Source organism: Hymenobacter sp., assembly GCF_036388155.1.
Classification (GTDB): Bacteria; Bacteroidota; Bacteroidia; order Cytophagales; family Hymenobacteraceae; genus Hymenobacter.
Map to the genome: position 1 here is coordinate 48,662 of NZ_DASVSI010000060.1, position 26,113 is coordinate 74,774.

Here is a 26,113-nt window from a genome sequence, read left to right on the forward strand (position 1 = left end):
TGCGTTAGGCGAGGGCCGCCAGGGCCAGGTGTTCGAGAAAAGCGGCCACGTTGCCGCTGCCATCCGAAAGCGAGGGCAGGTGCTGGGCAAAAAACAGCTGCTTGCGCGCCGACTCCAGCAGCGTGCTCACCAGCGCCTTCGGGTAGGGGTAGTGGGGGTTGATTTCCAGCACCAGCGCCACCAGCTCGGCCGCCAGCAGCTTGTATTCCTGAAACAGCCCCGCCTGATTGTCGGCGTCGACCTCTTTGGTCAGGAAGGCTTTGCTGGCCTCGGCCATCACAATGCGGTAGAGGGCGGCTTCGTCCAGGCCGGCTGTGGCGGGGTCGTCGAGGTGGGCCCGGCACAACACCCCGAGCGCCAGGCGCAGGCGCTGGATGGGGTCGGGCACGTTGTGGGTGTGAAACCGCAGCTGAAACCGCAGCCACGTCCAGTGCCAGCTCACCAGGTACACCAGCAGCCGGTGCTTGTTTTCGAAGTACCGGTAGATGCTGGCTTCGGTGGAGGCCAGCACCGCGGCCAGCTTTTTGAACGTGAATTGCTCGAAGCCTACCTCGTCGATGAGGCGCACGCTTTCGGCCAGGATGCGGTGGCCCAGCTCCGTGCCCTGAGGGTCGCGCAAATACAAGTGGCCGTTGAGGGTGGGCCGTATGGTCTGGTTCATGGCATTGCCAGGTGAGAAACTACCGAATTCTGGTGCAAAATTCATGCACCACTATTTACCATGAAAGCATTACTATCATTTTTAATAGCCTTTTAATTTTCTGCTGTCCCTCGCTTAGCTTCCTCGGCCGCCGGGAAGTGGGCCCCCGCTATTTGTGGCTAATTTTGCTGCGCTTTCCACGGAGGCAAGCGCATTTATTGGTTCGATGACGTTTTTTTCTATGGGGCGGCAGCCGCTTGGGTGGCTAGTGGCCGGCCTGCTGCTGACCAGCCCCGCCCTGGCCCAAACGCCCGCCAAGCCTCGCCCGGCAACCCCGGCGTCAACCAAGGCCCGCCCCGCTGCTGCGACGACGCCTGCTGCCGACGCCGCGGCCCGCTACCGCACCGGCAAAACGCAGCTCGACCAGGGCAACTACGCCGCCGCCCTGCAGCAATTGGCACCGCTGGCCCAGCCCAGCGCGCGCTTTGCCCGCGGCGCCGACGCCGCCTACCTCAGCGCCGTGGCCGCCGCCCGCCTGAAGGAGTGGGCCGAGGCCGAGCAGCTGCTCAACCTGCTGCGCACCGAATACCCCACCTATCCCAACCTGCCCGACGCCTTGTTTTTGCAAGGCCAGGTTTCCTTCGAGCAGGAGGACTACGACACCGCCCTCAAAACGCTCGATGCCATTCCCCAGGGCCGGCTGACGCCCGAGCGCGAGGCTATGAAAACCACCTACCTGGCCCGCGTGCGTGACCGCGGCACCTGGCAGCGCCTGCTGCGCCGCTACCCCGACGACGCCCTCATTGGGCGGGCGTACGCCGAACACCTCGTGTTCGGCGGCGCCTACGCCGACGCCGACCGGCCGCAGCTGGACGAGTTGGTAAAAAAATTCAACCTCGACCGCGCCCGCTACACGCCCCGGCCCCGCGCGGCCAAGAAAAGCAGCTACAGCGTGGCCGTGCTGCTTCCTTTTGAGCTGAACGACCCCAGCTGGCAAACCGTCCGTAAAAACCAGTTTGTGACGGACCTCTACGCCGGGCTGCGCCTGGCCCAAGACAGCCTGCAGCGCGCCGGCCGCCCCCTGCAAATCTTCGCCTACGACACCGGCGCCGACACCCTGACCCTGAAGCAAGTGCTGGCCCTGCCCGAGCTGGCGGGCATGGATTTGCTTATCGGCCCGGTCTATAAGTCGGGCGCGCGCTTGCTGGCCCGCTACGCCCGCGAGCACCAGATTGTGTGCGTCAATCCACTGTCGCAGGACGCTGATTTGGTGCTGGATAATCCCTGGCATTACCTCTACGGCCCCAGCTCGGCCACGCAGGGCCGGGTGGCGGCCCAGTTCGCGCTCAGTGCCTTTGGCGCGGGGCGGCCGGGCTTGCTCCTGCACGAAGACGCCAAGGACCCCACCGCCTTTGCCAATGCTTACAAAGCCGCCTACGAAGCCCAGGGCGGGAAAATGGAAGTGCTGCGGCGCTTCAATCCCGACGTGGTCGAAAGCATGACCGCCGCCTTTACCGGCCTCAACCTGACCACTGCCAGCCACCTAGTGGTGGTGTCCGACAACCGCACCGTGGGCCCCCAGGCCCTTAAGGTGTGGCGCCAGCAGCCCACGGCCACGCGCCCGCCGCTGCTCGCCCCCGGCTCCTGGCTCGACAACCCGCGCCTCGATATTTCGCAGCTCAACGCCCCCGGGCAATACTTCGTGCAGCCCAAGTACTACGACGAGTATTCGCCTGGCTATCGGCGCTTCCGCCAGCTCTATTTGCAGGCGCAGCGGCTGCCGCCCTCCATTTACGCCAACCAAGGCTTCGAAATGCTGTTGTACTTCGGCACCGCACTCTTTCAGTTTGGGCCGGGTTTTCAAGCCGGGCTGGCGGGCACGCCGCCGCTGCCGGGGGCAATTTTCGAAGGCCAGAGCTACGCTGGCGGCGCCCACGACAACCAAGTGGTGCCCATCGTCAAGCTCAACAACTTGGAAGTACAGGTGGTGCGCTAACCGCCCGCTGGCTTCCTTCCACCTCATTCGTTTATTTCCATGCTCAACCTTAGCACTACGCTCGACCTCAGCACTTCCGCCGCGCTGTTTGAACGGGCCAAAAACCTCATTCCGGGCGGTGTTAATTCGCCGGTACGCGCCTTCCGTTCGGTGGGCGGCTCGCCGGTGTTCATGCAGAGCGCCAACGGCGCCTGGCTCACCGACGTCGACGGCAACCGCTACGTTGACTTCATCAATTCCTGGGGCCCGATGATACTGGGCCACGCGCCGCAGGTCGTGCTCGATGCCGTGGCCCGGGCCCTGCCGCACTCGCTCAGCTTTGGCACTCCCACGACCCGGGAAGTCGAAATGGCCGAGCTGATTCAAAAAATGGTGCCCAGCATCGAGAAAGTGCGCTTGGTGAACTCCGGCACTGAGGCGTGCATGTCGGCCATCCGGGCCGCGCGCGGCTACACCGGACGCTCCAAATTCATCAAGTTTGAGGGCTGCTACCACGGCCACGGCGACGCCTTCCTGATTGCGGCCGGCAGCGGCGCCCTCACGGCCGGCGAGCCCGACTCGGCCGGCGTGACGCGCGGCGTAGCGCAGGACACCCTCACCGCGCCCTACAACGACGTGCCCGCCGTTGAGGCGCTCATCGCCGCCAATCCCGGCGAGATAGCGGCCCTCATCCTGGAGCCGGTGGTCGGCAACATGGGCCTGGTGGCGCCCGCCGAAGGCTTCCTCCCGGCCCTGCGCGACCTGTGCACCGAGCACGGCATCGTCCTCATTTTTGACGAGGTAATGACGGGCTTCCGCCTGGCGCAGGGCGGCGCGCAAGAACTGTATGGCATTCGGCCCGACCTTACCACCCTGGGCAAAATCATCGGGGGCGGCTTGCCCGTGGGCGCCTACGGCGGCCGCGAAGACATCATGAACTGCGTGGCCCCCGCCGGCAAGGTGTACCAGGCCGGCACGCTCTCCGGCAACCCCATGGCCACCGCCGCGGGCATGGCCCAGTTGGGCTACCTACACGAGCACCCCGAAGTCTACACCTCCCTCGAACACAGCACCGCCCGCCTGGCCGACGGCACCCGCCAGATTGCCGCCGAGCTGGGCCTGAACTACACCGTGAACCGGGTAGGCTCTATGTATAGCCTGTTTTTCACCGACCGGCCGGTGAACAACCTGGACGACGCCAAGCACTGCGACACGGCCGCTTTCGGCCGCTACTTCCACGCCATGCTGAACCGCGGCATCTACCTGGCGCCTTCGCAGTTTGAGGCCCTGTTCATTTCGACGGCCATCACCGACGAGCTGGTGGACGTGTACCTGCGGGCCTGCCGCGAGTCGTTGCTGGAAGCCCACGGCCTGTAACGCTAGCCGGCGTGGCGTTACAGGAAAAACTTATTTTGCCCTTGCGAAACCTTGCGCGGCCCTAATCTGCGACCTTTGCCCAATGTTGAGATTCCGCCTGTTAACTTTTTTTCTCCTGCTCACCGCGTGGGCGCACGCCCAAACGCCGGCACAGGCCAACAAGCGCTTGTTCGACAAGACCATCGACGAGTTGAACTTCCGGACGATGGAAACCGTGTACGACAAGTCGTTCACGCGGGGCAAGTTTCCGCTCACGTTGCGCACCGCCGCCGCCCGCCGCGAGTTCGACGGCTTTGGCACCAATGCCGCGCTCAAGCAGCTGTTCATGAACTACAACGGCGTTGCCGAGCGCTACAAAAACCGCTTCGGCAACGGCCCCATGACGCTGGCGGAATTCGAGAAGCAGCTGAAATCGGTGCTGGTGGACCGCAACTTTGAGTTCTTCATTCACAACCTGCCCCGCGATGAGCGGGTGGCCCTCATCCGGGCCGAGCAGCGGCTCATTCAGCAGGCCACAGCCCAGTTCAACGACTCGGGCGCGCCCGAAGACGTGGCGGCCGTGCCGCCCGCCGATGCCGACGCCCAGCCCGAGCAACCCGTGACGGCGCCCCTCACCACCCACGACAACGACGGCGCCGAAGCCGCCTCCACCGCCGACGACCAGCCGCTGACTTCCGCGCCCGCGGGCCCGCCCTCGCGCCGCGACTGGTTCGATTACCTCACTTTCTTCATGAGCCTGGGCAGCTTTCTGCTCCTGTTGTACATGGCCACCAGCGTGTTGCCCACGCTCAACCGCCGCGTCAACAACCTGGCCGCCGACCCGGAGCCCGAGCCCGAACCCCGCAGCTTCAGCAGTCGCCTGCGGCCCACGCGCTCGGAAGGCCTACGCGAAGACCGGTACGACGAGGAAGAAGAGGACGATGATGCCCCCGGCACGAGGCGCCGCCACGACGACGATTAACCGCGGAAGCACTTCTTTTTGCTTCCGCCACCCATTCAGCAGTTTCCCTTACATGATTCTTACCGACCAGCAAATCCTCGCGGAAATCGAAAAAGGCACCATCGTCATTCAGCCCTACGACCGCAGCTGCCTGGGTACCAATTCCTACGACGTGCACCTCGGCCCGTACCTGGCCACCTACCGCGACGCCGTGCTGGATGCCCGCAAGCACAACGAAATCGACACCTTTGAGATACCCGAGGACGAAGGGTTCGTCTTGCAGCCCGGCACGCTCTACCTGGGCGTGACGCAGGAATACACCGAGACGCACGCCACCGTGCCGTTCCTGGAAGGCAAGAGCAGCGTGGGCCGGCTCGGCATCGACATTCACGCCACGGCGGGCAAGGGCGACGTGGGCTTTTGCAACCATTGGACGCTGGAAATCAGCGTGTCTATGCCCGTGCGCGTTTACCGCAACATGCCCATCGGTCAGCTCATTTACTTTAAGGTGCAAGGCGACGTCAACACCTTTTACAACCGCAAGCTGAACGCCAAATACAACGACCGCACCGACCGGCCCGTGGAGTCGATGATGTGGAAGAACAACTGGTAGGGGTAGGGAGGAGCTAATATCCTCGTGCAATTCCGAACCGGAAGCGTCGTTTGCTCGTTTAATTGGGTACCTGAGCCGGTTACGCTGGCCCGGTCCTTGCGTAAGTGTGTACCAAACTACTACGACCATGACGACGAAAACAGCTTTTGCTTCTCTGGTGCTGGCCCTGTGGGCTAGTGCCGCTTCCGCCCAGCAGGCACCCCGGGCCTCGAACGTGCAATTGCGTGACAAAACCCAGTCGTCGCCGCGCCTCAACCCCGTGGAAGCCCGCGCCGACCGCCTGAGCAACCAGATGGTGCGCGACCTGCGCCTGAACAACTACCAGTCGGAAAAGCTCCGCGCCATCAACGCCGAGAAAATAGCCAAGATGGCCGAAATTGAGCGGCGCAACGCCGGCAACCAAGCCCTGATTGACCAGGAGTGCAACGGCGTGTGCAAGGAGCGCGACCGGGAGCTGCAGGCCGTGCTCAGCAACGACCAGTATAGCAGCTACTTCGGCTCGCGCGCCACCTACTACAAGTACGACAAAGACTACGCCGCTCAGTCGGCTAGCATCTTGCTGACCAACTCGGTGCAGAACCCCGCACCGGCGCGGGCCAACGGCGCGACCATCGCGCCGGCCAAGCCCAAGCCCGCCAATCAGCCCGCTGGCAACCTGGGCCGAAACGCCCGCTAGCTAACTTAGAATCAACAAAAAAGCCCGATGCTGTCAGCATCGGGCTTTTTTTATTTGGGAACTCTCAGCGGTTAGCCGTTTTGCTCCTGCTTGTCGAGGTATTCTGACAGCTCTTTGCAAAGGGCCCGCATCTTGGCCGCCATTTCCTTGTCGTCGGTGGCCGTGACGATGTTTTCGGCCATCGAACCAATGTTGTCCACGCAGAATCGCTTCATCTCGTCCACGGGCATGTCCTTGGTCCAGAGGTCAATTTTCATCGTGCCCACTTGCTCCCGGTCCCACAGGGCAATGTTGATGGCCTTGGCAAAGTGAATGTCCGGCCCCGCATCGGTAGCCGACCAGCTGATGGCCTCGGGCACTTTGTTCTCGTCGAGCGCAATGCTGAAGCGGATTTCTGATTTTTTCATGATTAATAAAAATGTGTCATCCTGAGCGTAGCGAAGGACCTTATCAAGTCAGAACGGCTATCGTTCGGCGGTGACAAGGTCCTTCGCTGCGCTCAGGATGACAGTTTTAAGGGCAAAAAATTAAACGTAGTTGTTTAGCATTACTGGCATCACCAGCATCAGGATGCTTTCGTTTTCATCCGGCGTGGTAGGCATGAGCAGGCCGGCGCGGTTGGGCGTGCTCAGCTCCAGGGTGATTTCCTCGGAGTCGATGTTCGAGAGCATTTCCAGCAAGAAGCGGGCATTGAAGCCAATTTCCATGTCCTCGCCGTCGTACTGGCAGGTCAGCGTTTCCTTGGCTTCGTTGCTGAAGTCCAGGTCCTCGGCCGATACCACCAGCTCGGAGCCGGCCAGGCGCAGGCGCACTTGGTGGGTGGTTTTGTTGGAGTAGATGCTGATGCGGCGCACCGAATTTAGCAGCTCGGCGCGGTTGATGATGAGCTTATTGGGGTTGCTCACCGGAATCACGTTTTCGTAGTCCGGGTAGCGCTCGTCAATCAGGCGGCACACGAGGCGCATCTGGTTGAAGGAGAAGAAAGCGTTGCTCTGGTTGAATTCCATCTTAACCGGCGTGGCCTCCGAGGGCAGCGTGCCCTTCAGCAGGTTGAAAGCTTTGCGCGGGATGATGAGGTTGGCAGTTTGACCAGGGCCTACGTCCTGGCGGCGGTAGCGGAGCAAGCGGTGGCCATCGGTGGCCACAAAAGTCACTTGCGAGTCAGCCAGCTGCACCAGAATGCCAGTCATGGCGGGGCGCAGCTCGTCGGTGCTCACCGCGAAGATGGTTTTATTAATGGCGCGGGCCAGCGACGACGACGGCATTTCAATTGGGGCCGAGCCCTTCACCACCGGCACGCGGGGGAAGTCGGCGGCGTTCTCACCGGCCAGCTTGTAGCGCCCGTTGGCCGAGCTGATTTCAATGGTGTAGGTCTCCTCGTCCAACGTGAAAGTCACGGGCTGGTCGGGCAGGTTTTTCAGGGTATCGAGCAGAATGCGGGCCGGCGCGGCGATGCGGCCGGTGTCGCGGGCCTCCACGGGTAGCTCGGTAATCATGCTGGTCTCCAGGTCGGAGGCCGTAATGGTGAGCTTACCGGCCTCAATCTCAAAGAGAAAGTTCTCCAGAATGGGCACCACGGGGTTGTTCGTAACCACGCCGTTGATGCTTTGCAGCTGCTTAAGCAGCGCGGAGGATGATACGATGAATTTCATGGTGCAAGGCTGGGGCTTGGAATAAGGGAGGACAAAGATAGGGGGTGGGGTTGGGCTTTGGAAAGAGCATTTTTGCTGGCTTCGTGCATTCGTTGAACCAACCTATTCGTGGCGGGCGTATCTTGCTTTACATACCATTGCTATTACGCCATGACCCAGGAAGCTGCCATCGAAACTATTAAAGCCCTCCCGCGCAATTTTGAGTTGAATGAGCTGGTGGAGCGTTTGATTCTGCTGGAGGAGCTTGAAAATCGCCGTAAGCAGGGCGAGAACGGTGAAACGGTATCCTTTGAGGACATGAAGCGCGAGGTGAGCTCATGGCGAAAATAACGTTTGTCAACGGTGCTCGCGACGACCTGCACCAGTTGCACGAATATCTTTCGCAAAACTCCCCGGCATACGCGAATCGGCTGCTTGACAAAATCATCAGCCGGGTTGATGTCTTGCACAACTTCCCGCAATCTGGCCGCAAGTTGCCTGAAGCTCCGAATGACGAGTCGTTGCGAGAATTACTTGAAGGCAACTATCGAATCATCTACGAATTGCTGTCTGACGACCGGATTCTGATTTTGAAGATTCATCATACTGCGCGGCCGTTGAAATTGTAACTGTTCGCAAAACAATTTTCAGAGAATCGCAGAACCCAAGAATGCTCTGTAACTCGCCTAACGGCCCATTTGGGCATCAGTAAGGGCATAGAAGCCAGGATGCACCCTAGCGCCTAGGTGCTGGCGGAGCGTTAGCTGTTCAGCCAATGGAATAACGGCGCGACTACTATCAGCCCGAGCACCAACGCTATTCCAACAGCCGCCACAGTATTGAGCACTACCTCGCTGCCCACGTTTGCATAGCTATTTTCGTATTCTTTGGCGAGTGTTTCTTTCACCCGCACCCGGCTCCGGTATCGCAACCACAAATAGGTAAAGCCTATCGGAATGAATAGCTAATTTGCAAACAGCTCCTCAACGATACCGGCGAAAAATTCTTCCATTTTGCTGCGCGTAGCCTTGCTGGTTTTGTACCAATATTCATCCTCTACGCCCCAAACCCCGCGTAGCGCCGCTTGCGCCGCCACGCCCGCACGGCCCCGAACAGGCCCAGCAGCGCCAGCGGTGCCCCGATGTTGAGCAGCTGCCAGCGGCGGCGCTCCTCGGCCAGCTTCACTTTATCCAAGGGGCGCAGGGTGATTTGCTTGCCGCGCACGGCAATGAGGCCGGTTTCGTCGAGCAGGTAATCGGTCGCGTTCAGCACCAGCTCGCGGTTGGCGAATTCGGTGTTGGCGAGGCGGTCGAAACCCAGGCGGTATGGGTTGCCGGTTTTGGGGTCGATTTCGGAGCGAATGAAGTCGCCATCGGCCACGACCAGAACTTTGCTCGGTTTGGCGTTGGCCGGCTTTTCGGGCTGGAACTGCAGGGTGCCAGGCCGGGCGCGGTTGGCGAAGAGCGAGGTGAACTGCCCTTCCAGCAGATAGGCCACCGGCTGGAAGCCCTTTTGGTAAAGCTTCGGATTGGGTTCCAGGCGGGCGTCGTTGAAGTTGATGGGCACCGGGGCCGGCAGGGTTCGCGTGTAGCGCGAGGTTGACATCAGCGGCGTTTTGCGGATGCCGGTGGCCTTTACCGTGTCCAAGTTGCCCACGAATTTCAGGTACACCGCGTCGAGGTTGCGGGTGATGGGGTGGGGGCTGAACTTGTTGATGAGCGGGTAGAGCTGCCAGGGCATGGGCTCAATTTTGGGCTTGTTGCCATCCATGCCGGTCACGAGCGGGATTTGGCCGCTATTGAGGTCGAGGAGCAGGTTCTGGTTCAGGCGCAGCCCGTATTTGAAGAACAGGTCGTCGAGGTTGAGGTTGTAGGGCGTGGCAAGGGCTACGCCGTTGCGGCTCACGCTGTCCAAGTCTACGCGCAGGGCATCCACGAAGAAGAGCGCCCGGCCTCCTTGCGTGATGAACTGGTCGAGCTTGAATTTTTCGTCCTCGGTGTAAGGCTTTTTGGGCTGGGCCACCACCACGGCGTCGAGGGCACGGAGGTCTTTTACCTTGCTCAGCGTCACCCGGAAAACGTCGTATTGCTGCTGCCAGGAGCCGAGCATGTCGCCGGCTTGTACGTTGGTCAGCTCGCCGTGGCCTTCAATCACGCCAATGCGTTTGCGCAGGCTAGGCGTAAGGGTGCGAATGGTGCTGGCCAATTCATACTCCAATCCCTCAATGCTTTGGTTGAGGCGCACGTCGGCGGGAGCGGCTTGGTTGCCGCGCAGCAGCAGCACATTACGGTCTTGCCCGCCCACGCTCACCACGGCGTAGGGAAAGATGATTTTCTCGACGCGCTTGCCGTTCTCGGTGGCGCCGAGGTTGGTCGGCTTCAACCCTTTTTTGAAGAGCGAAGCGTAGAAAGCGTTGCGGGCTGCTTCGGTGCTGGCCGCGCTGGGGTCGATGAAAATGTAGTTGAGGTTGGCGCCGCCGTACACCTGAAACTCATTCAGGGTTTCGCGCACGCCCTGCTCGAGGCGGCGGAAAGCGGGCGGGAAGTCACCGGTGAGGTATACGGTAATGGTGACCGGCTGCTTCAGGTCGCGCAACAGCGTTTTCGTGGCCGGCGACATGGTATAACGCTTCTCCTCCGTCAAGTCCAGGCGGAAGAAAAGCCGTTGCGCAACGAAGTTGAGCAGAAGCAGGCCAATGATAACGCCTGCAAACACCACTAAATCATGCCGTTTCCGTGAGGCAGGAACCGGCGCTACAACTTGCGAATCAGTTATCGTATTTTCCATTACCAGTTCCGGCTCCGAAGTACAAGCCGGGTAGCTGCCAAGGCCAGCAACACCACGCTAAAGAAATAAATCAAGTCCCGCGAGTCAATCAGGCCCTTGCTGAGGTCGCGGTAGTGTGCCGCAATGCCCAGTTGGCTCGCGTAATAAGCCGCGCTGCCCTCCAGCACCGAAGCCAGGGAGTCGAAGCCTGAATAAATCAAGAAACACCCGACCACCGCGACCAGAAAGGCAATAATCTGGTCGCGCGTGAGGGCCGAAGCCAAAATGCCAATGGCAGCAAACACGGCCGCCAGCAGCGCCAAACCCACATAAGAGCCCACGGTAGCCGCCGAGTCGATGTTGCCCTCGGGGCTGCCCAGCTTGTATACCGAGTAATAATACAGCAGCGTAGGAACAAGCGCCAGCAGCGCCAAGAGAAAGCAGGCCAAGTACTTCCCGCCGATAATTTGGCTGTCGGTAAGCGGCCGCGTCAGCAGCAATTCGATGGTGCCGGCCTTTTTCTCCTCCGCAAACGTGCGCATGGTGATGGCCGGAATGAGAAACAGGAATATCCAAGGAGCTAGGTTAAACAGCGTTTGCAGGTCGGCGTAGCCGTAGTCAAGCACGCTGCTGTCGGGGAAAACCCAGACGAAAAGCCCCGTGGCAATCAGAAAGACTCCCAGCACCACGTAGGCGACGGGAGAATTCAGAAAGGAGTTAAATTCTTTTTGAAGGATGGTGAGCATAGGTCGTTAAACGTCGCGCCGCAAGAACGTCATGCAGAGCGCAGCGAAGCATCTCGCGTGTGGTAGTAACTCCATCGTCAGGATTACTGGTGGCGGGCGAGATGCTTCGCTGCGCGCTGCATGACCCTATTTATATCATTTAGTCAATTCCCCGAACACCTCCTCCAGGCTCTGGTGCTCCTGGCGCAGGCCCAGCAATATCCAGCCCTCTTGGCCGGCCAGGCGGGACACGGCCGCGCGCACGTCAGTGCCCGGCGCCGTGCGAAGCAGGACCACGCCGCCAGGGGCGGCTTCCACGTGGCGCACGTTCGGCAGTTGAGCCAACTTGGCGGTGTCCACTGCGCCCTCAAATTCGGCGCGCACCACGGTTTCGCCGGCGGCGCGGGCGGCTAGCTCGGCCACGGGGCTGTCGGCCACCAGCTTGCCGCGGCTGATGATGAGCACGCGCGAGCACAGGGCCGTGACTTCGGGCAGAATGTGAGTGCTGAAAATGACGGTCTTGTCTTCGCCCACTTCGCGAATGAGCTGGCGAATTTCCAGGATTTGGTTGGGGTCGAGGCCGGTGGTGGGCTCGTCCAGAATGAGCACGTCGGGGTCGTGAATCAGGGCTTGGGCCAGGCCCACGCGCTGGCGGTAGCCTTTGCTGAGGGCCCCAATCTGCTTGTTCTGCTCGCGGCTCAGGCCCACGCGGCGCACCAACTCGCCCACGCGGTTGCGGAGGTCGGAGCCGCGCAGCCCGTGCACCGAGCCAATGAATTCGAGGTATTCGTGCACGTACATGTCGAGGTAAAGCGGGTTGTGCTCAGGCAGGTAGCCCACGTGGCGCCGCACGGCCAGGCTGTCCGTCAGCACGTCGTGCCCCACCACGCGCACCGTGCCCGCCGTGGGGGGCAGGTAGCCGGTGGCAATCTTCATGGTGGTGCTTTTGCCCGCGCCATTAGGGCCCAAGAAACCCACGATTTCCCCTTTGCCCGCCGTGAAGCTGATGTTGTCTACCGCGTTTTGGGCGCCGTAGGTTTTGGTCAGGTTTTCTATTTCTACCATTTGTTAGTTGTTAGTTTTTAGTTGTCGGTTGTCAGACAAAATCAGGCGCTTTAGAAACGAACAGCCCTGACAACTGACACCGAGCAACTAACAACTATTTACGAGGTTGCAAAGGCCGCATCTCCACGTCCACGATGTGAAAGTTGAACGGCGTTTCTAAGGAATAAACGATGGCGCTGGCAATGTCTTCCGGTTTCATCATCGAGTCGTTGGCGGTGGTGCCGGGGATGTCGTCAAAGAAATTGGTTTGCGTGGAGCCGGGGTACAAACACGTCACTTTGATGCCATCGTTGCGCACTTCTTTGAATAAGGACTGCGAAAAGCCCCGCACGGCAAACTTGGTGGCGCAGTAGCCCGCCATGTTTTCGATGCCGGTGGTGCCCGCAATGCTGGCAATGTTGACGATGTGGCCCAACTGCTGGCGCTTCATCTGCGGCAGAACGGCGCGGGAGCAGTAGAAAGTGCCGTGCACGTTGGTGTCGAACATCAGCTTCCAGTCGTCGGTGCTGAATCCATCGACCGGCCCGGCAATGCCCAGGCCAGCGTTGTTCACCAGCACGTGAATCTCGGGGCCCATTTCGCGCACCGTATTGGTGAATGCTTCCACCACGGAATGCTCGTCGCGCACGTCACATTCAAAAAACTGAAAACGGTCGTGCACCAGGCCGGCCGGGGCGCGGCGGCCCCAGCCCGCCACGGCGGCCCCGCGGGCCAGCAGGGCTTCCACGGTGGCGCGGCCAATGCCTTTGCTGGCGCCCGTCACGATGGCAACTTTACCGATAAGGTCCATTTATCTTTGGAAAATGGTAAGGAGGAATATGGGCTATACGAGTTTGTTGCCGCAAGTTAGCGGCCTGGGGTGGTTTGGGGCGCTGCGCTGCTTGAGCCGAGTAGGGCTGGCGGTGGTAGCGGCCACGGGGCTGAGCACCTGCGGGCCCGGCCACGGCACCGACTGCCTGAAGAGCACCGGCCCCACCGTGACCCAGCGCCAGGAAGTGGCCGCCGGGCTCGTCACCGTGACCGCCTTCGACAACGTGGACCTGCGCCTGGTGCAAGACAGCCAAACCTACGCCGAAGTACGGGCCGGCAAAAACCTCATCAGCGACATCGAGTTTCGGCGCAACGGCGATGCCCTCGAAATTGCCAACACCAGCACCTGCAACTGGGCGCGCAGCTACGACTCGCCCTGTGAAGTAACGCTGCATCTGCCCCACATCACCAACGTTTTCCTGCGCGGGCAGGGCAATGGCAGCACCGTGGGGCAGTTCGTGCAGGACACCATTTTCTTTCACATTATTGGGGCCGGCGACTACGACCTCAACGTGAAAGCCAATCTGCTCTTTCTGGACCAGTACGAACTGGGTGACATGAACGTGCGGGGCGAAGCCGAGGAAATGAACTTCACGCTGGGCGGGGCCGGGCGCCTATTTGCCCAGAGTCTGGCCTTGCGGCGCTGCTATTTCAACATGACGCGCGACAGCTACGGCAATGCCCACGTGCGCGCCTCCCAAGCGGTGGGCGGCACCGTAGCCGGCACCGGCACCCTGTACTACGGCGGCAACCCCAGCTTCACCGACATCAAAGTCACGGGCAAGGGCGCTAAGAAACCTGAGTAAGTCATGTTTCTTAACTTTTTGGATGCGAAAACTAGTACCCCGAAATTTCATTTCGGCCCAATAGAACGAATCTAACCCATCGTGCTACCGGGCCGAAATGAAATTTCGGGGTACTCGGGCGGTTGCTCCGTTAAAGCAAATAGCTGCTTAGCCCAAGTCGCCCAACTGGGGCCGAATGAGCAACTCCTCCACCACCGCGTGCGGCGACAAGCTGTAGGTGCCGAACACGGCTTCGGCCACGTCCTCGGCCTGCACGAACCGCTCGGGAGGCAGGTCAATGCCCTCCCAGCTGGCCGTGAGGGTGGGGCCGGGCAGCACCGCCGTCACGCGTATGCCGCTGGGCTTCAGCTCTTCGCGCAGGTTCTTGGTAAAGCCTAATAGGGCGTGCTTCGCAATGCCGTAAGAGCCGCCGTTGGGGTAAGCGGTGATGCTGGCCGTGGAGCAAATGGTGAAAATGTGGCCGCTGCCTTGGGCAATGAGGCCGGGCAGCAGGGGCAGGGTCACGTCGTAGGCGCTCAGCAGGTTCACGGCCAGCATCTGGCGCAATTGCGAGCCGTCGGCCGGTTCGTCCTGTAGCCGGCCCGGCACGAAAGCGCCGGCGTTGTTCACCAACACTTCCACCGGCACGCCCAGGGCCAGCACAAAGGCGGCGAAGCGGGCGCAGTCCTCGGCGCGGCTCAAATCGGCGGACTGGGTGTGAAGTATTGCGCCAGGAATTTCGTCTTCCAGTTCGGCGGCGAGAGTTGCGAGGTCATTGGCCGAGCGGGCACAAGTGGCCACGGGATAACCGGCGCGCAGAAAGCGCGACACTACGGCCCGGCCGATACCTTTGCTGCCGCCGGTCACGACAATTAATTTTTGGTTCGTTTGCACTGTCTGCGCGGTATTTTACGTAAGGTCACGGGTTGACTAAGCACTGGTGTAAGACAACCCAACCACCCAAAATTCGGTTTTTATTCCTCAACAACTCCTCATGCTTAAAATATTTGGCACGTTCGTTCTATTTCTGCGCGGCATGGTCACGCGCACCGAGCGGTTCAGTGTCCTGTGGGCGCGCACCATCGACGAAGCCATTCTTATTGGCGTCGACTCGGTGCTCATCGTTTCCATCGTGTCGGCCTTCATTGGGGCCGTAACCTGCGTGCAGATTGCCTACAACCTCACCAACCCGCTCATTCCGCAGTCCACCATCGGGTACATGGTGCGCGAAATGACCATTCTGGAGCTCGCGCCCACCATCACCAGCATCGTGCTGGCGGGCAAGGTGGGCAGCAGCATCGCCGGCGGCCTGGGCACCATGCGCATCACCGAGCAAGTGTCGGCGCTCGAAGTAATGGGCATTAATTCCACTTCGTATTTGGTGCTTCCGCGCATCATTGCGGCGCTGCTCATGTTCCCGCTGCTGGTTATTCTGGCCATGGCCTTGTCCATTTTGGGCGGCTATTTAGCGGGCACGCTCACCGGCGTCATGACTTCTCAGGACTACATCGAAGGCATCCGAGTGGACTTCATCCCCTACAACATCGTCTTCGCCCTCATCAAAGCCGTGGTGTTTGCGTTCTTGGTGTCGGGTATTTCGGCCTTCAAAGGCTACTACACCACCGGCGGCGCCCTGGAAGTGGGCGCGGCCAGCACCGGCGCCGTCACCAATTCCATCATCGCCATTCTGATTGCCGACTTTGCCCTGGCAGCCCTGTTGCTGTAATCAATGGGTGAATGAGCGAGTGCGTGAATGGGTGAAGAAATCACCCTTCCTCATTCGCCCATTCACCCACTCGCTCATTCACCCATTGAACCAATGATTGAAGTATCCAACATCGAAAAATCGTTCGACGGCACGCCCGTTCTGAAAGGCATTTCGTGCGTGTTCGAAACCGGCAAGTGCAACCTGCTGCTCGGCGGCTCGGGCACTGGCAAAAGCGTGCTCCTGCAGTGCATCGTGGGCTTGATGAAGCCCGACATCGGCTCCATCACCTTCGACGGCACCGTGTACACCAACAGCAAGATTGACATCCGCCAGGAAATCCGCCGCAAAATCGGGATGCTGTTTCAGGGCTCGGCCCTGTTCGACTCCATGACGGTAGCTCAGAACGTAGAATTTCCGCTGCAAATGCTGACGCCTGAAATGACCCCCGAAGAGCGCCGCGAACGGGTGGAGTTTTGCCTCAAGCGCGTGGGCCTGGAAAACGCCGGCAACAAGATGCCCGCCGAGATTTCAGGCGGCATGAAGAAGCGCGTCGGCATTGCCCGCGCCATTGCCCCGCAGTGTACCTACCTGTTTTGCGACGAGCCCAACTCCGGTCTCGACCCCGCCACCAGCATCAAGATTGACCAGCTCATCCACGAAATTACGCACGAATACGACATCACCACCGTCATCGTGACCCACGACATGAACTCCGTGATTGAAATTGGCGAGCACATCATTTTCCTGCACCAAGGCAAAAAGCTCTGGGACGGCACCAAGGAAGAAATCCTGAACGCCACTGTCCCCGAGCTCCGTGACTTCATCTTCAGCAGCAGCCTCGTGCGGGCCGCCAAGCGCGTCGACGAAGAAACCGAAGGTGGCATGGCTGCTTTTGCCGAAGAAGGCGAAGCCGGCGCCGGCATTTAGCACCACAAAAACGAGTACCCCGAATTTCCAATTCGGCCCGTGAGAACGATGGATGTTCTGGCAGGCCGAAGTGAAACTTCGGGGTACTCGTTTTCACGGCAGCAGCAATTTCACGTGGCCCAAGTGGTGCTGCCCGTGCCAGGCGTACATGGCCAAAGCTTGGTCCAGAGTGAACTCGCGCTGCATGCCGGGATGATAAAAGGTGCGCTGCCACTGCGCCTCGCTCAGGTGGTGCAGCAGCGTAACCCAGCGCGTATGCAGCGCCTCCAGCAGCGTGAGCGACACCGTAATGGGCGTCGCGGCCACGTCGGGCAGTTCGGCCCAAAGGTGCTCTTCGTAGGGCTTTATCGTAGGGTTGTCTTCCGTCAGCGCCAGCCGGTAGCGGCAGTAGGAGTTGATGTGCGAGTCGGCTAAGTGGTGAATGACCTGCCGGCCCGTCCAGCCCCCGGGGCGGTAGGGGCGTTGCAAGCCTTCGCCGCCCACGGCCCGCGCCGCTGCCGCGAGCTGCGCCGGCAAGTCAGCCATTTGCTGAATTAGCGCGGTGCGTTCGGCAGGTGTGAGGGAGCCCGCGGGCAATTTCATGCGGCCAATAGGGAAACTCAGGGATTCGTCCATGTTACAGTCGGGGTAAAATGCGCGGCGAAATAAGTCACAAAAAAGAGAAGGGGCGAAGGCGACTTATGCGCTTTCACCCCTTCTCTTTTGTTGGTGGCATTAGCCGGTTAGCCGTTGCGTTTGTTGAGTTCGTCGCGAATCTTAGCGGCTTTCTCGTAGTCTTCTTTCTCGAGGGCTTGGGCCAACATTTTCGTCAGCTCGTCCAGCGAAACCTGGCCGCTGGGGTCGCGGGTTTCCGGCTGCCGGCTGGGCCGGGGCGAGTCGGAATCGGTGTCCTCGTCTTCGTCATCCTCCTCGTCGTCCTCGGCGTCTCCTTCGGCCTCGTCGAGGTCGGAGAGAATGATGCCGGCTTCGCTGAGCACGCTCTCTACGGTAAAAATGGGCACGCCGAAGCGCAGGCCAATGGCAATGGCGTCGGACGGCCGGGCGTCAATATCGAAGGTGGTGGCCCCGTCGGAGCACACAATGCGCGAGTAAAAAACGCCTTCTTTCAAATCGGAAATCACCACTTCCAAAATCACCACGTGCACGTGCTCGGCAAATGACTTAAACAGGTCGTGGGTCAGCGGACGGTTGGGGCTGATTTTCTCGATTTGGATGGCAATGCTCTGCGCTTCAAACATGCCGATGATGATGGGCAAGCGGCGGTTGCCGCCCTTTTCGCCCAAAATCAGCGCAAAGGAGCCAGACTGCGACTGGCTGGACGAAAGGCCCAGGATTTCAAGCTGGATTTTTTTCAAGGTAATGGGGAGCTGGGTGTCTGGGGGGACGTAGGAAGGAAAGGATGAGGCTCGGCGTGGGCTCTGGGTGGATGTACGTGCAAATAAAGAAAAGTCCGCGTATCTGCCGTGAATTCCTGCCGCCGATTCTGGCAATGCCCAGAAAAGACTTGGGGACCCAAGCCTCGGCTTTCTTGCGAAAGCCTACCGCTCAAGTCCCCAACTTCTTGCTTTGCTGACTAGTTAAGCTCCTTTACCGCCGCGGTTAGTTTGGGCAGCACGTCGAACACGTCGCCCACAATTCCGTAGTCGGCTGCTTTGAAGAAAGGCGCCTCGGGGTCTTTGTTGATGACCACAATTACCTTGCTGCTGTTCACGCCGGCCAAGTGCTGGATGGCGCCCGAAATGCCGCAGGCGATGTACAGGTTGGGCGACACCGTGATGCCGGTTTGGCCCACGTGCTCGTGGTGAGGGCGCCAGTCCACGTCCGACACGGGCTTGGAGCATGCCGTGGCCGCGCCAAGGGCTTTGGCCAGGTCTTCGATGAGGTTCCAGTTCTCGGGGCCTTTCATGCCGCGGCCACCGGATACCACCAGCTCTGCTTCGGGCAACAACACGCCGCCGGCCTGCTCTTGCATCACCACTTGGGTGGGAGCATCGGCAAAGTCCGCGTCCGTCAATTGGGCCGAGAAGCTAGCCACTTCGGCCGTTTTGCCGGCCTCGTGCTGGGCTTCGGTCGAGTTCTTTTTTACGGCGATGATTTTGCGGTCGCCGCTGAGCACCACGTCCGAAAACGCCTTGCCCGAGAAAGCGCCGCGCTTCACCACAAATTGGCCGCCATCCGTCTGGGGCAGGGCCACCACGTTGGTCGCCAAGCTCGCCTTCAGCCGCACCGACAACCGCGAGCCCACCGCTGCGCCAATGTTGGAATTGGCCAGCACGATGATTTTGGCTTGCTCTTGCTCGGCCGCCGTGGCGATGAGCTTGGTATAGGCGTTGTTAACGAAATCTTTCAAGCGGGGCTCGGCGTCGTACAGCACCTTGGTGATACCTTGCTCACCCAGCTTGGCCAAACTGGCTTCCGTGGCTTCGCCCACAGCAATGGCCGTGGCGGTGGTGCCGGTTTGGGCGGCTACCTGCGCGCCATAGGACGCAACTTCCAACGACGACTTCTTTACTTCGCCGTCGGCGCATTCAACTACAACTAATACTGACATTTCCTGAGAGAATTATAAATTATGAGTTAGCAATTATGAATTGAGGTCTTATGAGTTATGAACCGACCGTTCTGCCAATTCATAATTCATAGTTTTTTAATTCATAATTCAGCTAAATAACCTTGGCTTCGTTGCGCAGCAGTTTAATCAGGTCGCCGGCGGTTTCGGCGGGGATGAGCTTCACGCCCTGCTTCTTGGGGGGCAACGCGTACTCGGCTACGGTGGTGCGGGCGGGCTCGCCCACAGGCGCCACCACTTTCAGGGGCTTGGTGCGGGCCGTCATGATGCCGCGCATGTTCGGGATGCGGGGCTCGCACATCGGCTGCTGGCACGAGGCCACGAACGGTGTGTTCACCGTCACAATCTCTTTGCCGCCTTCAATTTCGCGCTCCAGCGTGGCGGCGTTGCCGCTCATGTCGAGCTTCATGGCCGGGGCCACCGTCGGGATGCCGAGCATTTCGCCCACCATGCCATGCACTTGGAAACCGTTGTAGTCGATGCTCTCCTTGCCCATCAAGATGACGTCGTAAGCACCTTCCTTGGCCACCGCCGCAATCTGCTCGGCCACAAAAAAAGCGTCCGTCGGCGCGGCGTTCACCCGGATGGCGTCGTCAGCGCCAATGGCGAGGGCCTTGCGGATGTTGGGCTCGGTGTCGGCTTCGCCCACGTTGAGCACGGTAACGGTGCCACTGCCGGCGGCCTCTTTCAACTCGATGGCGCGGGTCAGGGCGTATTCGTCCCAAGGGTTAATCACGAACTGCACCCCCGCCTTGTTGAACTCCTTGTTATCGGGCGTAAAGGCAATTTTGGTGGTTGTGTCGGGCACGTTGGAAATGCAAACCAGAAACTTCATCTAAACAGGGTTAGGGTGGTCGAAATCAAAGAAAAAAGGCTGCATGCATAACAACCTCTAGGTGCTTTCCGGTTTCCGGTTGCACCAAGTAATCGTGGAGGTGCGGCAGAAAAACCGCAATTTTGCCTCAAAGGTAAACAAAACTAGCGCCCTGATGAACACTCCGCCGACCCGTTTGCAACAGTTGCTCGCATTCTACGAAGACGACCCGACCGATGCCTTCACTATATATGCCTTGGCCACTGAATACCGCGCCCATGAGCCGGAGCGTGCCTGGGAATTTTACCAAAAACTTTTGAGCGAACACCCTGACTACGTGGGCACCTACTACCACGCAGGCAAGCTGCTCGAGCAATTTAACAAGAAGGACGAAGCCGAAAAGGTTTATCGGGCGGGGTTGGTTATCGCTCGCAAAGCCGGCCAGCAGCACGCCGCCAGCGAGTTGCTGCAAGCGCTGAACAGCTGCCTGGGGCTGGACTACGAAGACGATTAAGAGCATCCAGCGCTTAGCGTCTGGTTTTTAGCGCTCTGCTTGATTGACGGCAGAAGAGGTGGAGCGCACCAACTTGAAATCGCCCCTGATTAGAGCTGGTCAGGCATTCAAAAGCGTTCAGGCAGTTGGTAGGCTTGTTTAACTGGCAAAATCGGGCGTTCATCGTGAATGAAATAATGACCTTTTTGAATGTATCACCTTTGGTGAAGCTAAGCTGATGGGTGTCAGTCTGGCTCCAAGTTTCCATCCTGCCGCCATGACTCATCTGCTACCCTCCATCACCGCTGCTTTCACTAAAGGACTGGCCGTTCATCTGGCTGCTCGCTTGGGCGAAAGCGAAGCCGGCACCCGCAAGGCCTTGCAAGACGCCGTGGCGGTGGTGCTGTCGGGCCTCATCAGCAAAGCGGCTTCCCGCGAAGCGGCGTGGCTGTTCGAGCTAAGCGCCGATGATTTCCGGGCAGCGAACAGCGCCTTCGGGACGCTGACCGGGATGCTTGGCATGTTTGGCAGCGCGCACGACCTGAAGCACGGTGAAAATGTGGTGAGCACTCTGTTTGGGCAAGCGGGAAGCGACATCTCCGTGCACCTGGCCGGGTCCGCCCGCATCCGAACCGAGTCGGCAACTCAGTTGCTGGGGTTGGTGGGGGCGGTGCTCACTGCCCTGCTGGGGCAATGGGCCGCCAGCCGCAGCATGAGCGTTGGCGATTTCTCCGCGGAGCTCGCGGGCCTCAAACGGCAAGTACGGGCGCTAGTGCCCCAAGAACTTCGCGGGCTGGCCGCCGAACCACTTGCCCAGCGCACTGCGCGTGAGACGGTAAGCCGCGGCAGCAACCCATGGGCTTCTGAAATGGCGATGCAACTGACGTTTGCGGCCGTAGTGGCCGCGCCGCGCCTGTACCGCGTGCGGCTGGCGGTGGTGAGCTTTGCCCTACTCGCCGCCTTTTACATCGGTGTAGGCAAGCTCAATTTTGCTGGGAAAACCGAGGAGGTGCAACCCCTTGCCGACACCCAGATGGTGGAGCAAATGGGCACGGTTGACATCGCTCCGGTCGTTGTGCCAGTCTCATTTCGCTTGACTGAGCACGCAGAATAGCCGATTTGGCCAACGGATGCAGGTGAGCAAATCAGTGCGGATTAGCTCGCTAAAAATAACGTTTAGTTGGTTTTCAGCCGTCGACGGAGGCTGGCCAACAGCGCCTCTGCTTCGGGCGAAGCGCGGGTGAGCAACACGCCGGCCCCGTAGACCACCGTGAGGATGCTGCCGCGCATGAGCATGGTGAGCCAAATGCTGCCGGTGGCGGGCGGAGCCCAGGCCGCAACACCGGCCACCGCGGCCACCACCAAAATGCGCATAATGCGACCGTCGAAGGGCTGAATGCCGTAGCTGTGCCACACAAACCAGGTGCGAATCGTGTTGATGCTGACCAAGGCCACGCAGTAAGCCAGCGCCGCACCAGCCAACTCAAAGCGAGGGATAAGAACCCAGTTGAGAAGCACCACGATGCTGGCCAGCGAAATGTTAAATATCAAGTCGAACCGGTAGCGCGGCGAGGTAAGCACAATGGTGCCGTTGACCCCCGTGATGCCGTCGAACAGCCGGCCGGCCAGCAATAGGAGCACCGCCGTGGTACCTGCCGCGTACTCCGGCCGGTGAATCAGGCTGAAAATAAAGTCCAGATTCAACCCAATGCCCAACGCCAGGTAGCAGCCCAGCAGGGTGTTGACGCGAGTTACGCGGCGGTAGAAATCCTCCATTTTGGCCATGTTCTGCTCTTTCCAGTACTCGGCAATCAGCGAAAAAGCGGTTTTGTTGAGGGCGCGAAAGGGGAGGGTGAGGGCCGTGCTGATGTTGGTGGCAATGAGGTAGATGCCCGCTGCCGCCAGGCTTATTTTGGCCCCGACCATGATGTTGTCGATTTGCAGGAGCACCGTGCCAGAAATGTTGGTGAGCAGCGTGAAGCCTCCAAAGCCCAGCATTTCGCGCAGGGGCTTCACACGCAACGCCGCCCGTGTGGGCCGCAGGTGTAGCTCGCCAATGGCGGCCAAGTAGCTCACCAGCAGTACGGCCACCACCGCGTAGGCGCCCGCATACGCCAATACAAAGCCCGCGAAGCTGAGGTGATGGGTGCTATAGGCTAGGGCCGCCCCCACTATCATCAGCCGCAGCAGGATTTCCTGGCAAAAAGAGGAAAAAGAGGTGTAGAACAGGGACTTTAAGTACGAATCGAGCAAGCCCCCAAACATGATGGCGCTCGCTAGGCCGATGGCTACGCCGTAGTGCCGGGCCAAGAGAGCCGCATCGGGGGCGTCGTACCAACCCAACACCAAAGGCTGCCCCACACTCATCAGTACCGCCACGACTCCGAAACCGACCATTGGCAGCCCCAGCAGCAGCGGCAGGAACCCCGCATGATTGCGCCCTTGGTTGCGGAAGTAAGGGAAGTACCGCAGCCCCGCGCTGGCAAACCCAAAAGCGCTAAGCTGCGCCCCAATGGTAGCAAACGACACGAGCAACCCCGTCAAACCAATCTGACCCGCCGACAATAACCGCGGTAAAATCAAAATGCTGTTGACGAAGCCAATGCCGAGGCCGACGTAAGAAATCAGGGTATTGCGAATGCCCTGGCGTTGAACGATGCCCAAACGATAAATGAGTGGATGAGTAAATAAAAAGTTTACGAATGCAACGTTGCCCTGGAAAAGAGCCTAAATCCAAGGTAGCAGCTCAGCATAGGAACTGCCGCCATATTTCCCATCCAGTAAGAAATACGGCTTTTTGTTGTTGCAGATGACTCATTAGCTGCCGAAACTGCTTTGGGCCGGTAACGGTATTGAATGGGTCGAAATGGTCGTTATGCCAGAGCAATGTAGCCACACCGCCGAATCGCTCAACCTCGGAAAACATAGGCTGCAACGCAGGCAAAATTTGCTCGGCCCGTAACTGCAAATAGTTGGGGTGGTGCAAGGTTGCATCCATTACATTGAGAGGTATCTCCAAGAAAGTGTGCGTTTCACCTGTGACAAAATTGAAAGGATAGAACGGATGGCAATAGGAGTTGCGGAAGCCAAAATGCTCAGCAAAACCTAATGTAGAATCATATTTTGGGGCCGTGTAATCCTCATCTGTTCCCATGCTCAGTACCTGTGGCGTTAAGCGAGGTTCCCAGCGCAGATAATGGAAACGGTTGCCAAAAGGAAAAATAGAGCGAGCCATTAAGAAATCTTCTGCTTCACAGGCAAATTGGGTTCCACTCACTGCCGTACCAATGCTGCCGTGCAACCCTATTTCTGATTTGTATTTTTCACTTATATTATGTAATCTTTCCCATAAAACTGCGTCAAGCTGATAATCAGCGTTGGGGGTGCCATCGGCTCCTGGTTGACTGGCTGGCAAAATGAAGAAGGTGGACTTTGCTCCATATTCTGCTACAACAGCAGCCACGGCTTCCAGATTGTCCCAGGCGTCGGGCTTGGCCAGGTGTTGCCACCACAAACGACCAAACTTCGCTAGCTGTCCCTGCTGCAGGGCTGCTTTGGCGGGCGCCTTCCAGGCACTGCGCAGGTTGTCGATGTCGTGGGTGATAAAGGCAGCAAACGGCGCGCCTTCGCCCCAGCTTCGGACGTGCAGTTTCTGACCAGTGACGTGTTCTAAGGCCGTCTTCAGCACGTCGAAATAATAGTTGACTACCGGCACCGTGACGAAGCTGTACTGCTGCTGCACACTGGCCGCATAAGGAAACCGCCCGTGCCGGTCACGCTCGATTGAAAAATACTCCTGCCAGCCGCTGAGCAGGTAAAAGGCCGCGGAAATTACGTCTGAGTTAATAATAACGTGACCCTGTGTGAAGGTCAACAGTGGGGCGTGCGGTGCAGCATCAAAGAAAAAGGGCACACGCTGGTCCAACCAACTGCGCCAGTTGGGCGCTGCTGGGTAAGGAGTAGCCTGGCCAAAAAAATCGGCCGCTCCGTCGAGCACTTCAATGGCGGTTTGAGCTCCTGCAAAGCCGATGCCTACTTCTGGCACTGCCTCGTACACTAGGCGAAAATGGTGCAGCACGTACGCCAGCCGCGTTTCCTGGGAAACAGGCGTCGCCACAGGCGCGGCGGGTACGGAGGCGGTGAGCGCAGGTGGCATTGGGGCAAAAGTACGCTTGCCCTAGGCGCTTGCTGACGTCTCAGTAAGCCACTCGTTGAGCAGCGCCAGGGTACGGGCCTGGCTGCGGCCTTCGTCGGGAGTGCCCAGCGTGGCATTGTAGTAGGCGGCCCGCAGGTAAAGGTCCTGCGGCTTTTGCAGGGCGTACCGGCGGAGGATGCTGGCTAACTCGTCGGGGGTATCGGCCCGTTCCACCATGCCGCGGGCGGCGTACCCGTAGTAATCGTCGGTAAGCGGGTTGGTGCTGAAGCGGAAGTAGATGCTGGCCACGTTCAGCAGGGTGGCTTCGAGGTGGGTGGAGGTGTCGGCCGCCACCAAGGCATCTTGGTTCTGGAGGAATTTGAACACGTTTTCTTCGCGAGCATTCGACCACTGCAAGGCCGGCAACTGGCGCTGCAGCGGGCCGAAGTCGCGGCCGTCGCTCGGGTGCGGGCGCAGGGTAAACGTGAGGTCGGGCAATTCCCCGAGCAGGTGCACCAGCGTCGCGACGAGTGCCGGCATGGGGTCGTGAATGTTGCAGGCTATGCCCACGCGGCGCACTGCTTGGGTCGTATTCTTTTGGCTGAGGTAGGCATCGGCTTTGGGCATGCCCACCAGCGCCACCTGCCCGGCTACGGGCCCGCAAAGGCGGTATTTGTCCAAGGCGTCTTGTCCTTCCAGCAAGCTGAGTTCGAAGCCCAGGGGAGGGAAATTGGCGCTTACGCTGGCGTGCTGCACGTAGGCGGTGGGCACGCCCTCGGCGCGGCAGGCCAGCAGCAGCGAGCGGGTGTCGTCGTTGTGGTCGTTGGAAAACACCACGGCGCGCGGCCGGTAGTGGCGCAGCGCCCGCCGGTATACCTCGTAATAACCGATGGCGTAGAAGATGAAATCGAAAAACCGCCACGCCCGCTTGCCCTCGGTGCGCAGCAGGCCCACAAACGCCACGGGGAACTGCCAATAGTACAGCAGCTTGCGCCGCAGCGAAAGCCGATTGACGGCGGTGTTGTACCGGCCTATGTTCTTGGCTTGCCCGGCCACCAACACGGCATCGGGGCGGGCCTTTTTGATGAATTCCAGCGCGTCGTAGTTGTTGGCGCTCACCACGTACAACCACACTTTTCCTCGCAGCTCATCGTGATTCTTGATGGGTTGAAACACGTTGCCTACCAACCGCAGGCCCGCGTAGCCCAACACCCGCGCCAGTCGTTTCAGCGGGTTGGCGGGCGAAATATCGGCCAGCGCGGCCGGCGGCAGCGCGGCGAATATCGTGGTGAAGCGCAACTGCAGAATGTCGCGCAGGCGGGAGATTAGGGTGTGAGGGGGTGAGGGTAGGAGGGCAGGAGTCGTTGCAGATTCTGGTGTGATTGGAACCGTTGTAGCCATGCTTGCGAAACCTGATATTTTGACCAAAGTATGCCCCTCATACCCTCATACCCTCATACCCTC

The 26,113-nt window shown here is 59.7% G+C and carries 27 protein-coding genes; 12 read left to right on the plus strand and 15 right to left on the minus strand.

Annotation, left to right across the window (positions count from 1 at the left end; translation table 11 throughout):
- Window positions 1-4: 4 nt before the first annotated feature.
- On the minus strand, window positions 5-661 hold the full coding sequence (locus VF629_RS08420) for a TetR/AcrR family transcriptional regulator (protein WP_331058024.1): 657 nt from the start codon (window positions 659-661) through the stop codon (window positions 5-7).
- Between the two features lie 205 nt (window positions 662-866).
- Here VF629_RS08420 and VF629_RS08425 point away from each other — a divergent pair, with 205 nt between their 5' ends.
- From VF629_RS08425 to VF629_RS08445, 5 genes are all read left to right on the plus strand, one after another.
- Entirely contained in the window at window positions 867-2,636 is a 1,770-nt protein-coding gene (locus VF629_RS08425) for an ABC transporter substrate-binding protein (protein ID WP_331058025.1), read from the plus strand.
- Between the two features lie 39 nt (window positions 2,637-2,675).
- The gene (gene hemL / locus VF629_RS08430) at window positions 2,676-3,992 is read left to right on the plus strand and encodes a glutamate-1-semialdehyde 2,1-aminomutase (RefSeq protein ID WP_331058026.1); all 1,317 of its coding nucleotides are present in this window, start codon (window positions 2,676-2,678) and stop codon (window positions 3,990-3,992) included.
- A gap of 82 nt (window positions 3,993-4,074) precedes the next feature.
- Window positions 4,075-4,953 (plus strand): hypothetical protein, encoded by an 879-nt coding sequence (locus VF629_RS08435; protein WP_331058027.1) that lies wholly within the window; start codon window positions 4,075-4,077, stop codon window positions 4,951-4,953.
- A 52-nt stretch (window positions 4,954-5,005) separates the two neighbouring features.
- On the plus strand, window positions 5,006-5,545 hold the full coding sequence (dcd, locus tag VF629_RS08440) for a dCTP deaminase (protein WP_331058028.1): 540 nt from the start codon (window positions 5,006-5,008) through the stop codon (window positions 5,543-5,545).
- Between the two features lie 127 nt (window positions 5,546-5,672).
- Window positions 5,673-6,221 carry a hypothetical protein gene (locus VF629_RS08445; protein WP_331058029.1) on the plus strand — a complete coding sequence of 183 codons (549 nt, stop codon included), beginning with the start codon at window positions 5,673-5,675 and terminating at the stop codon, window positions 6,219-6,221.
- Window positions 6,222-6,292: 71 nt separating this feature from the next.
- Here the strand turns inward: VF629_RS08445 and gldC are convergent, their stop codons facing one another.
- Together gldC and dnaN are read right to left on the minus strand one after the other, a co-directional pair.
- On the minus strand, window positions 6,293-6,628 hold the full coding sequence (gldC, locus tag VF629_RS08450; RefSeq protein ID WP_331058030.1) for a gliding motility protein GldC: 336 nt from the start codon (window positions 6,626-6,628) through the stop codon (window positions 6,293-6,295).
- Between the two features lie 120 nt (window positions 6,629-6,748).
- Window positions 6,749-7,873, minus strand: coding sequence for a DNA polymerase III subunit beta (gene dnaN, locus VF629_RS08455; protein ID WP_331058031.1), 1,125 nt, complete (start codon window positions 7,871-7,873; stop codon window positions 6,749-6,751).
- A 150-nt stretch (window positions 7,874-8,023) separates the two neighbouring features.
- Here dnaN and VF629_RS08460 point away from each other — a divergent pair, with 150 nt between their 5' ends.
- Entirely contained in the window at window positions 8,024-8,203 is a 180-nt protein-coding gene (locus VF629_RS08460; protein WP_331058032.1) for a hypothetical protein, read from the plus strand.
- Complete coding sequence (locus tag VF629_RS08465; protein ID WP_331058033.1) at window positions 8,191-8,481, plus strand: type II toxin-antitoxin system RelE/ParE family toxin; 291 nt, start codon at window positions 8,191-8,193, stop codon at window positions 8,479-8,481. The genes VF629_RS08460 and VF629_RS08465 overlap by 13 nt, the downstream gene beginning before the upstream one ends.
- Before the next feature lie 427 nt (window positions 8,482-8,908).
- Here the strand turns inward: VF629_RS08465 and gldG are convergent, their stop codons facing one another.
- From gldG to VF629_RS08485, 4 genes are all read right to left on the minus strand, one after another.
- Window positions 8,909-10,567 carry a gliding motility-associated ABC transporter substrate-binding protein GldG gene (gene gldG / locus VF629_RS08470; RefSeq protein WP_331058034.1) on the minus strand — a complete coding sequence of 553 codons (1,659 nt, stop codon included), beginning with the start codon at window positions 10,565-10,567 and terminating at the stop codon, window positions 8,909-8,911.
- Between the two features lie 71 nt (window positions 10,568-10,638).
- On the minus strand, window positions 10,639-11,364 hold the full coding sequence (gene gldF, locus VF629_RS08475; protein ID WP_331058035.1) for a gliding motility-associated ABC transporter permease subunit GldF: 726 nt from the start codon (window positions 11,362-11,364) through the stop codon (window positions 10,639-10,641).
- Between the two features lie 135 nt (window positions 11,365-11,499).
- Complete coding sequence (gene gldA, locus VF629_RS08480; RefSeq protein WP_331058036.1) at window positions 11,500-12,408, minus strand: gliding motility-associated ABC transporter ATP-binding subunit GldA; 909 nt, start codon at window positions 12,406-12,408, stop codon at window positions 11,500-11,502.
- Window positions 12,409-12,502: 94 nt separating this feature from the next.
- Window positions 12,503-13,198, minus strand: coding sequence for an SDR family oxidoreductase (locus tag VF629_RS08485; RefSeq protein WP_331058037.1), 696 nt, complete (start codon window positions 13,196-13,198; stop codon window positions 12,503-12,505).
- A 43-nt stretch (window positions 13,199-13,241) separates the two neighbouring features.
- Here VF629_RS08485 and VF629_RS08490 point away from each other — a divergent pair, with 43 nt between their 5' ends.
- A complete protein-coding gene (locus VF629_RS08490) occupies window positions 13,242-14,024 on the plus strand; it encodes a GIN domain-containing protein (protein ID WP_331058038.1) in 783 nt (260 codons plus the stop codon).
- Window positions 14,025-14,171: 147 nt separating this feature from the next.
- Here the strand turns inward: VF629_RS08490 and VF629_RS08495 are convergent, their stop codons facing one another.
- Entirely contained in the window at window positions 14,172-14,897 is a 726-nt protein-coding gene (locus VF629_RS08495) for an SDR family oxidoreductase (RefSeq protein ID WP_331058039.1), read from the minus strand.
- Window positions 14,898-14,997: 100 nt separating this feature from the next.
- On the opposite strand from VF629_RS08495, the gene VF629_RS08500 reads away from it, so the two are divergent.
- Both VF629_RS08500 and VF629_RS08505 read left to right on the plus strand, forming a co-directional pair.
- Window positions 14,998-15,729: an ABC transporter permease gene (locus VF629_RS08500; RefSeq protein WP_331058040.1), complete on the plus strand. Its 732-nt coding sequence runs from the start codon at window positions 14,998-15,000 to the stop codon at window positions 15,727-15,729.
- Window positions 15,730-15,822: 93 nt separating this feature from the next.
- On the plus strand, window positions 15,823-16,638 hold the full coding sequence (locus tag VF629_RS08505) for an ABC transporter ATP-binding protein (protein ID WP_331058041.1): 816 nt from the start codon (window positions 15,823-15,825) through the stop codon (window positions 16,636-16,638).
- A gap of 93 nt (window positions 16,639-16,731) precedes the next feature.
- Here VF629_RS08505 and VF629_RS08510 read toward each other — a convergent pair whose 3' ends face one another.
- From VF629_RS08510 to VF629_RS08525, 4 genes are all read right to left on the minus strand, one after another.
- Window positions 16,732-17,253: a YfiT family bacillithiol transferase gene (locus VF629_RS08510; protein ID WP_331058042.1), complete on the minus strand. Its 522-nt coding sequence runs from the start codon at window positions 17,251-17,253 to the stop codon at window positions 16,732-16,734.
- A 107-nt stretch (window positions 17,254-17,360) separates the two neighbouring features.
- On the minus strand, window positions 17,361-17,993 hold the full coding sequence (locus tag VF629_RS08515; RefSeq protein WP_331058043.1) for a bifunctional nuclease family protein: 633 nt from the start codon (window positions 17,991-17,993) through the stop codon (window positions 17,361-17,363).
- 218 nt (window positions 17,994-18,211) lie between these two features.
- Window positions 18,212-19,189 (minus strand): electron transfer flavoprotein subunit alpha/FixB family protein, encoded by a 978-nt coding sequence (locus VF629_RS08520; RefSeq protein ID WP_331058044.1) that lies wholly within the window; start codon window positions 19,187-19,189, stop codon window positions 18,212-18,214.
- A gap of 112 nt (window positions 19,190-19,301) precedes the next feature.
- Window positions 19,302-20,042 carry an electron transfer flavoprotein subunit beta/FixA family protein gene (locus VF629_RS08525; RefSeq protein WP_331058045.1) on the minus strand — a complete coding sequence of 247 codons (741 nt, stop codon included), beginning with the start codon at window positions 20,040-20,042 and terminating at the stop codon, window positions 19,302-19,304.
- A 154-nt stretch (window positions 20,043-20,196) separates the two neighbouring features.
- Between VF629_RS08525 and VF629_RS08530 the strand changes: the two genes are divergently transcribed.
- Together VF629_RS08530 and VF629_RS08535 are read left to right on the plus strand one after the other, a co-directional pair.
- On the plus strand, window positions 20,197-20,535 hold the full coding sequence (locus VF629_RS08530; protein WP_331058046.1) for a tetratricopeptide repeat protein: 339 nt from the start codon (window positions 20,197-20,199) through the stop codon (window positions 20,533-20,535).
- A gap of 256 nt (window positions 20,536-20,791) precedes the next feature.
- Window positions 20,792-21,628, plus strand: coding sequence for a DUF937 domain-containing protein (locus VF629_RS08535; protein ID WP_331058047.1), 837 nt, complete (start codon window positions 20,792-20,794; stop codon window positions 21,626-21,628).
- A gap of 62 nt (window positions 21,629-21,690) precedes the next feature.
- Here the strand turns inward: VF629_RS08535 and VF629_RS08540 are convergent, their stop codons facing one another.
- The 3 genes from VF629_RS08540 to VF629_RS08550 form a co-directional block, all read right to left on the minus strand.
- Window positions 21,691-23,178 carry a lipopolysaccharide biosynthesis protein gene (locus tag VF629_RS08540; protein WP_331058048.1) on the minus strand — a complete coding sequence of 496 codons (1,488 nt, stop codon included), beginning with the start codon at window positions 23,176-23,178 and terminating at the stop codon, window positions 21,691-21,693.
- Window positions 23,179-23,260: 82 nt separating this feature from the next.
- On the minus strand, window positions 23,261-24,670 hold the full coding sequence (locus VF629_RS08545; RefSeq protein WP_331058049.1) for a DUF7033 domain-containing protein: 1,410 nt from the start codon (window positions 24,668-24,670) through the stop codon (window positions 23,261-23,263).
- A gap of 21 nt (window positions 24,671-24,691) precedes the next feature.
- Complete coding sequence (locus VF629_RS08550; protein WP_331058050.1) at window positions 24,692-26,050, minus strand: hypothetical protein; 1,359 nt, start codon at window positions 26,048-26,050, stop codon at window positions 24,692-24,694.
- Window positions 26,051-26,113 lie beyond the last annotated feature (63 nt).

Coding starts and splice junctions, on each gene's coding strand:
- VF629_RS08420 (WP_331058024.1), bottom strand. CDS start 661: ATGAACCAGACCATACGGCCCACCCTCAACGGCCACTTGTATTTGCGC.
- VF629_RS08425 (WP_331058025.1), top strand. CDS start 867: ATGACGTTTTTTTCTATGGGGCGGCAGCCGCTTGGGTGGCTAGTGGCC.
- hemL (WP_331058026.1), top strand. CDS start 2,676: ATGCTCAACCTTAGCACTACGCTCGACCTCAGCACTTCCGCCGCGCTG.
- VF629_RS08435 (WP_331058027.1), top strand. CDS start 4,075: ATGTTGAGATTCCGCCTGTTAACTTTTTTTCTCCTGCTCACCGCGTGG.
- dcd (WP_331058028.1), top strand. CDS start 5,006: ATGATTCTTACCGACCAGCAAATCCTCGCGGAAATCGAAAAAGGCACC.
- VF629_RS08445 (WP_331058029.1), top strand. CDS start 5,673: ATGACGACGAAAACAGCTTTTGCTTCTCTGGTGCTGGCCCTGTGGGCT.
- gldC (WP_331058030.1), bottom strand. CDS start 6,628: ATGAAAAAATCAGAAATCCGCTTCAGCATTGCGCTCGACGAGAACAAA.
- dnaN (WP_331058031.1), bottom strand. CDS start 7,873: ATGAAATTCATCGTATCATCCTCCGCGCTGCTTAAGCAGCTGCAAAGC.
- VF629_RS08460 (WP_331058032.1), top strand. CDS start 8,024: ATGACCCAGGAAGCTGCCATCGAAACTATTAAAGCCCTCCCGCGCAAT.
- VF629_RS08465 (WP_331058033.1), top strand. CDS start 8,191: ATGGCGAAAATAACGTTTGTCAACGGTGCTCGCGACGACCTGCACCAG.
- gldF (WP_331058035.1), bottom strand. CDS start 11,364: ATGCTCACCATCCTTCAAAAAGAATTTAACTCCTTTCTGAATTCTCCC.
- gldA (WP_331058036.1), bottom strand. CDS start 12,408: ATGGTAGAAATAGAAAACCTGACCAAAACCTACGGCGCCCAAAACGCG.
- VF629_RS08485 (WP_331058037.1), bottom strand. CDS start 13,198: ATGGACCTTATCGGTAAAGTTGCCATCGTGACGGGCGCCAGCAAAGGC.
- VF629_RS08500 (WP_331058040.1), top strand. CDS start 14,998: ATGCTTAAAATATTTGGCACGTTCGTTCTATTTCTGCGCGGCATGGTC.
- VF629_RS08505 (WP_331058041.1), top strand. CDS start 15,823: ATGATTGAAGTATCCAACATCGAAAAATCGTTCGACGGCACGCCCGTT.
- VF629_RS08510 (WP_331058042.1), bottom strand. CDS start 17,253: ATGGACGAATCCCTGAGTTTCCCTATTGGCCGCATGAAATTGCCCGCG.
- VF629_RS08520 (WP_331058044.1), bottom strand. CDS start 19,189: ATGTCAGTATTAGTTGTAGTTGAATGCGCCGACGGCGAAGTAAAGAAG.
- VF629_RS08525 (WP_331058045.1), bottom strand. CDS start 20,042: ATGAAGTTTCTGGTTTGCATTTCCAACGTGCCCGACACAACCACCAAA.
- VF629_RS08530 (WP_331058046.1), top strand. CDS start 20,197: ATGAACACTCCGCCGACCCGTTTGCAACAGTTGCTCGCATTCTACGAA.
- VF629_RS08535 (WP_331058047.1), top strand. CDS start 20,792: ATGACTCATCTGCTACCCTCCATCACCGCTGCTTTCACTAAAGGACTG.
- VF629_RS08545 (WP_331058049.1), bottom strand. CDS start 24,670: ATGCCACCTGCGCTCACCGCCTCCGTACCCGCCGCGCCTGTGGCGACG.
- VF629_RS08550 (WP_331058050.1), bottom strand. CDS start 26,050: ATGGCTACAACGGTTCCAATCACACCAGAATCTGCAACGACTCCTGCC.